10 protein-coding genes are annotated in these 12,379 nt (G+C 66.7%); 7 read left to right on the forward strand and 3 right to left on the reverse strand.

Translation table 11 applies throughout. From position 1 onward, the window contains the following. The first annotated feature begins 184 nt into the window (after positions 1-184). Positions 185-1,510 carry a magnesium transporter gene (mgtE, locus tag KY501_RS06130; protein WP_224361580.1) on the forward strand — a complete coding sequence of 442 codons (1,326 nt, stop codon included), beginning with the start codon at positions 185-187 and terminating at the stop codon, positions 1,508-1,510. On the opposite strand, the gene KY501_RS06135 is transcribed toward mgtE, so the two are convergent. The 3 genes from KY501_RS06135 to KY501_RS06145 form a co-directional block, all read right to left on the reverse strand. Continuing rightward, entirely contained in the window at positions 1,485-2,351 is an 867-nt protein-coding gene (locus KY501_RS06135; RefSeq protein WP_224361581.1) for an endonuclease/exonuclease/phosphatase family protein, read from the reverse strand. The genes mgtE and KY501_RS06135 overlap by 26 nt on opposite strands. A gap of 97 nt (positions 2,352-2,448) precedes the next feature. Further along, on the reverse strand, positions 2,449-3,132 hold the full coding sequence (locus tag KY501_RS06140) for an MXAN_6652 family MXYO-CTERM-anchored protein (RefSeq protein ID WP_224361582.1): 684 nt from the start codon (positions 3,130-3,132) through the stop codon (positions 2,449-2,451). A gap of 120 nt (positions 3,133-3,252) precedes the next feature. Continuing rightward, positions 3,253-3,933, reverse strand: coding sequence for a DUF4336 domain-containing protein (locus KY501_RS06145; RefSeq protein WP_224361583.1), 681 nt, complete (start codon positions 3,931-3,933; stop codon positions 3,253-3,255). Positions 3,934-4,135: 202 nt separating this feature from the next. On the opposite strand from KY501_RS06145, the gene KY501_RS06150 reads away from it, so the two are divergent. From KY501_RS06150 to KY501_RS06175, 6 genes are read left to right on the forward strand one after another with little or no spacing between them, the layout of a single operon-like run. Next, positions 4,136-4,894, forward strand: coding sequence for a pilus assembly FimT family protein (locus tag KY501_RS06150; RefSeq protein ID WP_224361584.1), 759 nt, complete (start codon positions 4,136-4,138; stop codon positions 4,892-4,894). Positions 4,895-4,903: 9 nt separating this feature from the next. Then, positions 4,904-5,461: a type IV pilus modification PilV family protein gene (locus KY501_RS06155; protein WP_224361585.1), complete on the forward strand. Its 558-nt coding sequence runs from the start codon at positions 4,904-4,906 to the stop codon at positions 5,459-5,461. A gap of 4 nt (positions 5,462-5,465) precedes the next feature. Next, the gene (locus tag KY501_RS06160) at positions 5,466-6,809 is read left to right on the forward strand and encodes a PilW family protein (RefSeq protein ID WP_224361586.1); all 1,344 of its coding nucleotides are present in this window, start codon (positions 5,466-5,468) and stop codon (positions 6,807-6,809) included. A gap of 5 nt (positions 6,810-6,814) precedes the next feature. Next, a complete protein-coding gene (locus KY501_RS06165) occupies positions 6,815-7,318 on the forward strand; it encodes a hypothetical protein (protein WP_224361587.1) in 504 nt (167 codons plus the stop codon). Positions 7,319-7,344: 26 nt separating this feature from the next. Next, a complete protein-coding gene (locus KY501_RS06170; RefSeq protein WP_224361588.1) occupies positions 7,345-11,754 on the forward strand; it encodes a pilus assembly protein in 4,410 nt (1,469 codons plus the stop codon). 2 nt (positions 11,755-11,756) lie between these two features. Then, positions 11,757-12,209 (forward strand): hypothetical protein, encoded by a 453-nt coding sequence (locus tag KY501_RS06175; RefSeq protein ID WP_224361589.1) that lies wholly within the window; start codon positions 11,757-11,759, stop codon positions 12,207-12,209. The last annotated feature ends 170 nt before the right edge of the window (positions 12,210-12,379 follow it).

Below are 12,379 nucleotides of genomic sequence, written 5' to 3' on the forward strand. Positions count from 1 at the left end.
GCCAGCGCACCTGCCCGGGTGTTTCATGGAGATCACGTCACGCCCAGTCGTCAGTTTGACCTCCAGTCATTGAACACCGATGCCGGTCCGTGCTCGCGGGGTGACGAGAGGCAGGCGCGGGGGTACAAGGCTCGGATCAGGAGCTCCAGCGCGCTCCTCTCATCCCAGTGTTGGGTCACTCCCTATGACGACGGTCCTGGACCCCGAGCCGATCTTCCCTCACGAGCTGCGCGATGCCTGGCCCGCGCTGTCTCGGGACGAGCGCGTGGAGAGCTTCAAACTCGTGCCGCACGCCACGGCGGACGACTTCTTCCTCTCGCTCTCGGCACAGGAACAGTCGGAGCTGATCCTCGCCATGGCCCCGGGCGAGCGCCGCACGTGGATGCGGCTGCTGGCTCCGGACGACGGAGTGGACGTCATCCAGGCCTCGCCCCCCGAGGCCCGCGAGTCCCTGCTGTCCGAGCTGGACGAATCCACGCGGCGCGAGGTGCAGGCCCTGCTGGCCTACGCGGAGGACGACGCGGGCGGGCTGATGAATCCGCGCTTCGCGCGGGTGCGGCCGGAGATGAGCATCGACGAGGCCATCAGCTACCTGCGCAAGCAGACGCGTGAGAAGGTGGAGACGGTCTACTACGCCTATGCCCTGGACTCGCACCAGCACCTGCTGGGAGTGGTCTCGCTGCGCCAGCTCTTCCAGGCATCACCGAGCAAGCGGGTGGACGAGGTGATGCGCCGGGATGTCGTCACCGTGAGCGAGGACACGGACCAGGAGGAGGTGAGCCACATCTTCTCCGAGCAGGGCCTGATGGCCATCCCCGTGGTGGACAGTGAGCGGCGGATGAAGGGCATCGTCACGGTGGATGACATCGTCCAGGTGGTGCAGGACGAGGCCACCGAGGACATCCAGAAGGTGGGCGGTATGGAGGCCCTGGACGCGCCCTACTTCGAGGTGGGCTTCCTGGCCATGCTGCGCAAGCGGGCCGGCTGGCTGATGGTGCTCTTCCTGGGAGAGATGCTCACCGCCACGGCCATGGGCTACTTCGAGCAGGAGATCGCCCGCGCGGTGGTGCTGAGCCTCTTCATCCCGCTCATCATCAGCTCGGGAGGCAACTCGGGCAGCCAGGCCACCACGCTCATCATCCGCTCGCTGGCGCTGAGCGAGGTGCGGCTGAGGGACTGGTGGCGCGTGGCTCGGCGGGAGCTGGCGGCGGGCCTCGCGCTGGGAGCCATCCTCGGCTGCGTGGGCATCGCGCGCATCCTGATCTGGCAGGCCCTCTTCCACAGCTACGGCGAGCACGCCGTGAAGGTGGCGCTGACGGTGGGTGCGTCGCTGGTGGGGGTGGTGATGTTCGGCACGCTGTCCGGCTCCATGCTGCCCTTCGCCCTGCGGCGCGTGGGCTTCGACCCCGCGAGCGCCTCCGCCCCCTTCGTGGCCACGCTCGTGGATGTGTCCGGGCTGGTCATCTACTTCACCGCGGCCAGCATCATTCTGCGGGGAGCGCTGCTCTGAGAGGCTCCTGCGTGTCCTTCAACCGGACGTCCGCGATGACGGGGTAGTGGTCCGAGGCCCCCACGCGCAGCACCGCGCTCCGCACCGGCTCGAAGGAGTCACAGGCCAGCACGTAGTCGATGCGCAGCGCCGGCGAGAACGGGAACGGCAGCGGGTAGGTGCCGTCCGAGCCATGGCCGCTGGCCGCGACGACATCCGTGAGCCCCCTCCGCAACAGGCGCACCGGGCGAGAGTCCGGATCGTCGTTGAAGTCTCCCATGAGGAGCTTGGGCCGTGGGTCTCTGGCCATCATCCCCGCGATGAGCGCGCTCTGGCGCACGCGGACGTCTCCATTGAAGGGCCTGCGGATGAGATGGGTGAGGTAGACGCTGATCTCGCGCCCAGCCACCTGCACCACTGCGTGGACGAGCGTCCGGGGCTCGGCGCCGCGAGGCACCGGCAGCGGGTACTGCGCCAGCGACTCCAGTGGGAAGCGCGAGAGCAGCGCGATGCCGTACGCGCCGCCATAGAGATCCGTGGTGCGGAAGTGCGCGTGGTACGGCAGCCCGGCCTGCTCGGCGAGAACGGCCGTCTGGTCCAGCCCTCCCGCGCGGCGGCTCCCGAGATCCACCTCCTGGAGCGCGACGACGTCGGGCCGAGCGCCGCGGATGACCTCAGCCACCTTGTCCAGGCCGCGAATGCCGGACTCGATGTTGAAGGTCATCACCCGCAGCTCCTCGGGCGAACGGCGCGCGCTCGTCTCCAGCTCCGCCAGGGCGGTGGGGGCGCGAGTGCTGGAAGAAGAAGCACACGCGAGGACGGCGGTCAGCGAGAGGGCGGGTAGCAGGCGGAGGAGATGCATGGCTTGAAGGGCCGGGATGCTAGGCCGAAGCCCCAAGCCCTGTCGTCCCCCCGCCTCGGGCCCGTCCGCACAGCAGGCGGACGGCCCCAGCTACACGTTACGAGTTGCGGCGGCGCATGCGCGCGGCCACGAGGGCCAGCAACGCCACCATGGGCGCGCCACCCGCGGCGGAGCAGCCCCCATCGTCGTCACCCTCGCCACCGCCCGGGTTGTCCGTGCCCGCATCCGGAGTGCCCGCATCCGGAGCGCCCGCGTCCGGGGTCGACGCAGCGGTCACCTGGACATTGAAGGTGGTGGACGCCGAGTTGTCTCCGGTCGAGGCGAAGTTGCCGTTGACCGAGTTGCCGGAGGCGTAGAGCGTCACGGTCTTGCTCGTGGAGGGCGCCACCAGCGAGAAGTCGAAGCGGACCTCGCCGTTGGCAAACGCCTTGGCTGCCGTGTGAGTCAGCTCACCGCTCTCGACCTTGAGATCGGATCCGGCCACGTTGAGCGTTCCTCCGCTGTCACTCACGGCCACGTTCATGCCAGCCTTCACGGCGGGGCCGCCTGTAACGATGAGCGTGTAGTTGCCCGTGCTGCCCGCGGTGAGCGTCGCGGGACCGTTGATCGTCACGGTCGGAACCAGGGTGCTCGCGCCGGTAGCATGGCATGCCTGCACGCAGGTCGAGCCCTGCTTGCCAGAGAAACCGGTCTTGCCCGAGGCGTTGGCGTGAGCCTCGTGAGAAAAGAGTCCTGCCGCCAGGACACCGGCGACAACAAGGGAGAAGCGCTGCGACAGCATTCGACCTCCAGGAGGAAACCGCAGGAAAACCTGCAAACGGGGGAGTTCACTTCTTAACGCAGCGCGCCCACCCAATGCACGATGCCCTTGCTAATGTTTCACCCCTTCTTGTCGGGCGGCCTATTTCCAGAGCCACGCGAACCCGTTGCGGAGCGCCTCCCGCCCGCCGTGCTCGAGCACCTCGCCGTGGCACACCACCACGCGGTCGAAGTCCCACCCGAGCACCGTCTCCACGGATCCGCGCAGCGCCGCGCGATCCTTCACGAGCAACTTGAGCAACACCGTGGGCGCGAGCTTCCCGTACGTGCCGCACAACCGCAGGTACGTGCGCGTGAGCCAAAAGGGAGACTCGCGGATGTGGAAGGCCAGGTCCGTCAGCAGCAGCGTGCGGGTGGGCCGGTGCAGGAAGACGAACTCCTCCACGCGAGGGATTCCCTTCATCCGCTGCTGCGAGAGAACCTCCGCATAGCCCGCCTCCGGCGTGTCGGTCAGCTCCACGTCGATGCGCAGCTCCGGCTGCTTCTGGCGCAGCCCCGCCAGCGCCACCACACGAGCCTCCGGGTATGCCGCCGCCCAGTCCTTCATCGACAGGTGATGCATCAGATTGGGGGCCACCAGGAAGCGCACCGGCCCGAGCGCATCCACCGCCGCGCGCGCCGCCGCGTCCAGCCGCACCGGTGAGTGGATCCACAATCCACCCCCGGGCAGGCGGATCACCGTCATCCGCCCTCCCAGTTCGAGCCCTCCTGTGCGGAACGGCACGTCCAGGACGTGAATCTCTTCCGTCAGCGGGCGCAGCATGAGGCCTCCTCGCAGGGTGTCTCACATGTCATACCTGCGAGAGTGAAGCCTCGCAAAGTTTGCGGAGTGCAAAGTTTGCGAAGCGCACGGCCTTGCGAAACGTGGGCCGAGAGGCTGGATGATCGTGTGCTTCCCAGGGCTTACATGGGGGGCGGAGCAGGGCCGGTCCTTGCAGAAGGCAGAGGTCCTCAGGAGGTCCCCCTTGCCCGCCCGCTCCCGACTCCGCCGAGGCTTCACGCTTCTCGAAGTGATGACCGCCGTGGTCATCCTCATCATCCTGGCCGCCCTCTCCGTGTCCTTCATGGTCTACGGCATGGGCAAGGCCCGAATGAACAACGCCGTGTTCGATGTGACGGCGATGATCAACGGTGCCCAGCTGAGTGCCGTCAGCCGCGGCTCACCGCACTATGTCTTCATCTACCAGACGGGCAACGATCTCCGCATCCAGGTGCTGGATCGCCCGGACTGGCCGTGGCCTGTCGGTTGGGATTGGGCCAACGTGGACCTGAGCAACGGACCCGACGCGGCGCTGGCCTTCACGCGTCAGCTGGAGGACGGCACCGTCCAGAACCTCAACGCCCCCATTCGAGACCAGCTGGTGCTGAGCGCTGGCTCTGGCATGGACGCCGGCGGCCTGGCCTTCCTCGATCTGGACTCCGGCCGCATCAGGAAGCCGCTGCCGGCCCCCTTCAGCGCCATCGCCCTCACCTCCACTGCCACCGCGAACCCCCTGGATAAACCCACGCACGACCTCCTGGCGGGTTGCAACTTCTGCGTCGCGGGCGCGGGTACTCCCTATGGGGTGCTGCGCTTCAACGCGGATGGCACCATGAGGGTGATGACAGGCATTGCCCCCTCCGGCGCCGTCATTGCCTTCGCTCCCAATACCGAGGATGAGACGGGCTTCGCGCCGAAGCTGCTCTCCATTTCCGCACCCGCTGGTGCCACGGTCGTCTTCTAGGAGCCCGCCATGCACCTGTCCTCCTCTCGCCTCTCCCCTCGCGGCACCAGCCTCATCGAAGCCATGGCCGCCCTGGTCGTCTTCTCCGTCGGCATCCTGGGCGTCATGCAGATGAACGTGCTGGCCAGCAGGCAGAACAACCTGGCCCAGACCCAGACCACCGCCACCCGCATCGCCCGCGACGTGGCCGATTCCTTCGAGCGCCTGCCCTTCACGGACCCCGTGTTCACCGTGCGGACGACCATGCAGCAGGACAATCCGAACTTCACCAACATGGACATTGCCGACGGGCTGGTGACCCTCGAAGAGGCCCAGACCATGCCGGGCACGCGTCCCATCCTGGGAGCCTCCGGCGCCATCTTCTCCTACGAGGGCGAGAACAACTTCTACAGGGTGGCCTGGCGCACGCAGGTGTTCCCCAACGCCGTGGCCCCCGAGGAGCTCCGCATCCTTGTCATGGTGCGCTTCCCGACGCCGGGAGGCGGCATGAAGCAGGTGAACACCTGGTCCATCAAGGCCGACCCTCGCATCTTCACGGCCAACTCCAAAACCACCGCGGAGCCCTGATCCCATGCGCAAGCCGATTCACTCTCGCGGATTCACGCTGCTGGAACTGCTGGTGGGCGCCGCCGTGGGCGCGGTGGTGCTGCTGGGCATCAGCCTCACCTTCATCTCCCAGGCGCAGCAGTACCAGGCTCACGCCAGCCGCCGCGGCGTCCAGGCCAATGCGCGCCAGGCCCTGGCCTTCATGGAGAGCACCCTGCGCATGGCAGGCTATGGAGTCGATCCCGACAGGGCCATCATCCCCTATGACTCCTTCAATGCTGGCGCCGATGCACAGGATGAAGGCTACCCGGACGCCTTCGTGGTGCACTGGCGCGATCCGCTCTTCCGGCGCAATGTCACCGCGCTGAACGCCACCACCCTCACCGTGGACTCGCCCCCCACGCCCACGGAGCCGATCCGCAGGGGGCAGATCCTGATGGTCATCTGCTCTCCGGGCTCCGGCGGCAGCGACCAAAGCGTGGAGAGCAACCCCCCGCACGTCTTCGTCACCGTGGGAGCATACGTGGCGAACCCGCAGGTCGACATTCCGTTGGATCCCACCCCTGCGAACGCAGCGCCCAACTCCCCGCTGGGGGCTCCGGGCCGACTCTTTCATGAGCAGACCACTCCCGGCTTCACCCATGCTTGCTTCAACAGCCCAATCCGCCCCCAGGTGGTGCTCATCAACCGCGCGGCCTTCTACGTGGACCTCTTCGACGACGATGGCAACCCCGCCACCCCCGAGCGCACGCCCTACCTGATGATGCACCAGGGACTGGACAACCCCAGCGCCACCAGCGCCCTGGGTGACGGCGTCATCGACCGCAACGACGCGGTCCCCGTGGCCGAGGGCATCGAGCAACTCCAGGTGGCCTACATGCTCGACACCGTCGATACCAACCCTCCGATAATCCTCGGAGTGGACACCCCCATGGGTCCGAACCACTACGGAGAGAACTGGGAGAACATCAAGCCGGGCCCCACCGAGCTCCCTCGGGGCTGGTTCTTCAATGCCGGCTACCCCACCAGGCCCTTCACCGACCAGGACATGCTCACCAAGCGCCAGGATGACCATCCGGCCAACATCCGCCAGGTTCGCATCACGCTGAGCTCGCGCAGCTCCGTGCCGGACCCGCAGATCGTGGGTGACAACCTGATGAAGCGCCGCGATGGCAGCGACTACCCGGACGGAACACCGCTGGCCAATGGTGCCGTGCCCTGGCGCCACTGGGAGAACCTGGAGGTCCCGACTCCGGACTTCACCCCCTCGGGCGGTCATTTCTACCGTGCCATCCTGCGTCAGTCGATTTCCCCCAAGAACCTGCAGATGAGTCGCCAGTTCGCCCCTGTCAATCAGGGTGGAGGCTAACCCCCATGCGTCGTCTCGTTCCCAATCCGCGCGGCATGGCCCTGGTGATGGCCATGATCGTCGTCGTGCTCATCACCCTGTTGGTGGCGGGCGCCATCTCCTTCACGGGTACGGAACTCGCGGCCTCCGAGGTGCAGACCCGCGAGGACGAGATGTCCGCCTGTGTCCAGGCGGCTCGCAACCTCTTCCTGTCCAAGCTGAAGGCCGCCGAGCCGGGTCAGGTGAAGGGCATCCAGTTCGGTCAGGACCTGAGGATCAAGGTCGACCCCAACGAGCCCCCCAAGGGCGGGCTGCTGAAGACAGGGCACATCGGTGCGCCGGCCCAGGTCAGCGCCCAGCTGGCCGCCGCCCTGGACAACAAGATGGCCCGCGCCCAGGACATCGGGATGGTCACCGGGGATCCCAGCGTGCCCGAGTTCTACACCGTCACCGCCGTCTGCCGCGAGGACGCCACGGATCTCACCAGCCCCGAGCGTGAGATCGAATTCATGATCCGAGTCGGCCTCTAGAATCCGAATTCCGAAGGAGAAACCTGATGCACTCCTGGACCCCCCACCTCCGCCGGTTTTGCCTGGGACTGGCCGTCCTGGGCACCGCTGGCGTCGCCTACGCCCAACTGGGCAATTCCACCTCCAACAGCCCTGCGTGCTGCCAGCTCACCACGTCTCTGGTGAACGATGTGATTCGCGGCAAGGACGCCACCGGCGACGAGCGCTTCTTCAGCACCGAGGGCGCCCCGCCCAACATCCACTTCCTGGTGGACGCGTCGGGCTCCATGCGTGAGTTGCCGCAGGTCATCAACAGCGGGCACGTCGAGTTCTTCAACCTCACCACCAATGGCTGCACCAACGTGCGCCTGGATACGTTCGAGGCCAGCCGCGGCTGGGATCCGACCTTCCAGTACCCCGTGCCGGATCCGGGCACCGGGCTGGGCGCGGACCTGGGCTTCCCCAACTTGTTCCAGGACGCCAAGTTCTACGGGTACATGTACTGGAACGACAGCAGTGATCCCACGCCCCAGTGGAACTCGAAGGAAGAGGCCTGCAAGTCACAGGTGCCCAACTGGAACACCAGCCGCACCGCCGACTACAACAAGTGCCTCTCGTGCCTGAGCACCAAGGGCTTCTACAAGCTGCCCGAGGCCACCGCGCGCGACACCGCGCCGCTGACCAACCTGGACTTCATCTTCTGGGGCCGCTTCCTCAACTTCAACCCGCCCAAGTACGTCACCGCCAAGGCGGTGCTCAAGTCCGTCATCAAGGACCTGAAGCGGGTGCGCGCGGGTATCAGCATCTTCGCCCCCAACAGCAACCCCTTCCTCAGCGAGATGCTGCAGCCGCAGAACCCCTCGTGCTCGGAGATCCTCAGCGACGCCAGCGCGTTCGACAACAACCGCGCCAGCTACATCAACTCGGTCAACACCCTGACGTTCTCCACCGGTACGCCGCTGGCCAAGGCGCTGCTCAACACGGGCTACTACTTCACCTCGAGCGACGACATCTACCGGGTCAAGTTCAACTTCGGCACGAACTACAACTACCCGCCGGAGTTCAAGAACACTCTGCTCAACTCGCCGGGCCGCAGCGTGTGCTGGGGCTGCCAGACGTCCTCGGTCATCATCATCACGGACGGTGAGCCCAGCGGCGACAGCATGAGCGCCCAGATGGCTGACAGGCTGCGCACGGTGAATGGCGGCCCTGTGTACTGCCCGGACGCCATGCCGTGCCAGTCGGGCACTGCTCTCTCCACCCGTGACAAGGGCGCCAACGTCACCAACGTCCTGGACGACAACCCCAACTACTACCTCGATGACGTGGCGCAGATGCTCTACAAGAAGGACCTCCAGGAGAACATGCCCGCGCAGGTCAATGACTTCAACACGACCGGCCAGCAGAACATCATCACATATACGGTGGGCTTCGGCATCAACAGCAACCTGCTGAAGAACACCGCCGACGTGGGCGGCGGCCTGTACTACACGGCCGAGGACGCGGCCAGCCTCAAGCAGGCACTGCTGGACATCATCAACAACGTGCAGACGCGCGCCACCTCCTTCTCCAGCGCCGCGGCCACCTCGCTGCAGAGCGGGGACACCAGCACCACCATCATTCCGCGCTTCAAGCCGTCGCGCGCCAAGACGGAGCCCTGGCAGGGCTTCCTCTACCGCTTCAACCTGAGCACCGAGTCGTTGGTCGGCTGTGATCCGGCGCAGCCCACCGCGGGCGGCGACCTCAACCACGACGGCGACTGCGATGACACGGTGCTGCTCGATGCGGCCGATGATCCCGTCGTCGAGAATGACGACGGCGACTACGTGAAGCTGCTCTCGCCCACGCTGCCCGCCCAGCCCTTCTGGGAGGCCGGTAAGGTGCTGAAGCCCTCCGCGGCCAACTCGACGCGTTGGAAGACCCGGCGCATCTACACCATCGTCGACAACGACGCCGACTACAACAACTCGAAGGGCGATGGCCTGATCGACTTCCGCGACACGCCCGTGGAGTTCTCCGAAGCCAATGCGAGCAAGCTGCGTGACTTCCTGGGCATCAGCCAGAACACCGCCGCGTGCGCCGATCTGGCGGTCAAGCTGGGCGTGCCCAGCCTGAGTCCCGACGACTGCGCCAAGCTCGTCATCCGCTGGTACCGCGGCGCCGACGCGCTCAACAACGACCCGGCCCTGCGCGACTACGACAGGCCGTTCTTGCTCGGCGACATCTTCCACTCCTCGCCCATCCAGGTGGAGCCGCCGATTCCGCGCGCCTTCTGCAACTTCTCCAATCAGTGCATCCAGACGCTGTTCTCTGGCGCGACCCTGCTGCAGAACGACTACACGACCCCCGACAACACGGGCGTGAACGCGTATGACAAGTACGTGTACGAGGCGGGCAACCGCGACAAGGTCATCCTGGTGGGCGCCAATGACGGCATGCTGCACGCCTTCCACAACGGCCAGAGCACCGAGGAGTTCGACAAGCTCACCCACGAGCGCAAGTACGACGCGGGTACGGGCCAGGAGCTGTGGGCCTTCATCCCGCCGGACCTGCTGCCCAAGCTGCGCCCCAACATCGGCAGGCACACCTACTTCGTGGACGGCACCGCCATGGTCCGCAACGTGTGGGCGGATGGCCTGGAGGGCCAGGACAAGGATGGCAAGAAGCAGTGGCAGGAGTACCGCACGGTCGCCGTGGTGGGCAGCGGTCGCGGTGGCGTGCACCGCTTCGCGTTGGATTTGACGCGCGTGCTCGGCCGCAACCCGGGAGACACCGCCAGCCTGGCGCCAAGCCAGAAGGGAGACTTCCTCTGGACGTGGCCCCAGCCGTGCGACGCGCTGGCGGTGCAGGTCGGCGAGAGCTTCACCAACTTCGCGCCCCGCCCGCCCCCCATCGGTCCCGTGGCGCTCAGCCCCGGGGCGGATGACAGCCTGCGCTCGCTGTATGGCGAGGGTGCCAGCCCCGCTTCTCCCTACCTGATCAACGGCAAGGCGGCCCGCGAGCGCTATGTCGTGTTCCTCAACGGCGGCTTCGATCAGACGTTGACGCGAGGCCGCGGCATGGCCGTCGTGGACATCCGCACCGGCCACACGCTGTGGAGCTACTTCTACAAGGACGGCAAGGGTCGCTCGGATCACCTGCGCTATCCCATTGCCGCGGGCGTGGTGCCCATGGACGTCGGCCTGGCGGACAACCCGTCGGGTGATGGCGACTTCCTCTGGGATACGGCCCAGGTGGGCGACTACGGCGGCCAGCTGTGGACGGTGCGCTTCTGGGATCCGGGCACGTGGAACTCCAGCACGAAGCAGATGGACAACTGGTTCGCCGCGCGCGCCTTCCGCGTGGCCAACCTGAGCGGCAAGAGCGGTGATGCGGAGGCCATCCGCGCTCCGTTCACCTATATGGCCCTCGTCACCCGGCAGCCGGAGACCGGCTACATCCGCACCTTCATGGGCACCGGCGACAAGGAGACACTGATGGACAAGGGCAGCGTGTGCCGACTGTCCACCCCGGGCTCGTGCGCCGCTCAGGGCTGTGGCGTCAACAACACGCTCACCGTCGAGCGCGGCGGCACCATGTTCTACAAGTCCAGCACCAACTTCCAGAACTACCACCATGTGACGGGAGAATCGACGGAGTACTCGCCGGTCGGCAACGCCTGCGGTGGCGTGCGCGTCACGCTCGCGTGGGACAACACCGCGGCCAACGGGTGCGGTAACGCCAACGACGGTTCCATCCAGTACAAGTGCGATGGCACCTCTACCTCGTGGAACTGCGCTGAGACGAACAACTCCTGGGTGGCACTCAGCTATCCACAGACCACGTCGGCCTATCCGCAGCGCTACTACGGCATCTACACGTATGGCGGCACGGACCCCGCGCGTAAGTTCAACAGTGAGACGGAGGCCGCCAACTACGACAGCCACCTGTACACCGACTCCGACCTGACGAACGTCAGCCAGTTCGACTCCACTGGCAATGTCGTCACCGCCAGCCAGGTGTCGGCCTCGCCCTCGGGCAAGGGGTGGTACATCGAGTACGCCCTGGCCAACGAGCGCACGGGCTCCACGGGCGTGCTGAGCAGCGGCTGCGTGCTGTGGGGCTCATTCGAGCCCAGCGGCGCTTCCGGAGCGGTGTGCGCGACGACGGGCACCAACGCCGCGCGCCTGTATCAGGCCAACTACACCACGGGCATGGCCGACTGCGCCCTGGGCTTCTACAACAAGGGCAACGACCAGTGGGCACGTTACATGACCTCGGAGACCGGAACGCCCCCCAGCGAGCCCATGCTGCAGATCTCCGTCACGGGCGGGCGCGGCGTCATCCAGCAGACTCCTGGCAGCGACCCGAGGAGAACCGAGACCGAAGAGAACCGTGACCTCGGCAAGTCCGTCTACCAGCTCATCCTGGACCGCCGCGGCCACGATTGCCGCCACGGAGGCGTCAATTGCAACTGAGGATGAACTGGAGGGTCGCGGCGCTCGCCGGAGCGCTGCTCTGGGGGGCCTGCTCCAAGAAGGAGGAGGCCCCGGCCCCGGCAGCCCCACCTCAGCCCGCCAAGGCCGAGGCAGCCCCGGAGCCGGCTCCCACGCCGGAGGCCGAGGAGGCCAAACCCGAGGAGGCCCAGGCCGAGGCTCCGGCCGAGGACAACGGTGCTCCTCCGGAGTTCAAGGTCGGCCAGACGCGGGACGAGGTGATGCAGTTGTTCGGCAACTGCGCCGTGCGCCGCATCTTCGTCCCGCCGGCGCCGGGTGCGCTGTACGTGGAGGTCTACCAGGCGAAGGATGAGGAGCGCTGCATCAAGCGCCTGGGCGAGCGTCACTTCACCATCCGAGGTGGCACGCTCTATGAGATCACCCCGGGTCTGGTTCCTCCGGACGCGCCCCGCCACGAGCCGCCCGAAGGCGTCTGAATCACCCGAAGAGGCTCCACGGCCCCTCTCCCCCACCGGGGGAGGGGCCAGGGCCCCGGCACAGCCCCCGCTCCGGACATTCCCGTTGAGCCAAGGCCTCGTGCCCGTTGATTTCCGCAAGTTCCCAGCGTAGGCAACCCTCCTCTTTCATTCCGCACGAGGGTTGCCCA

Source organism: Hyalangium versicolor, assembly GCF_020103695.1.
Classification (GTDB): Bacteria; Myxococcota; Myxococcia; order Myxococcales; family Myxococcaceae; genus Hyalangium; species Hyalangium versicolor.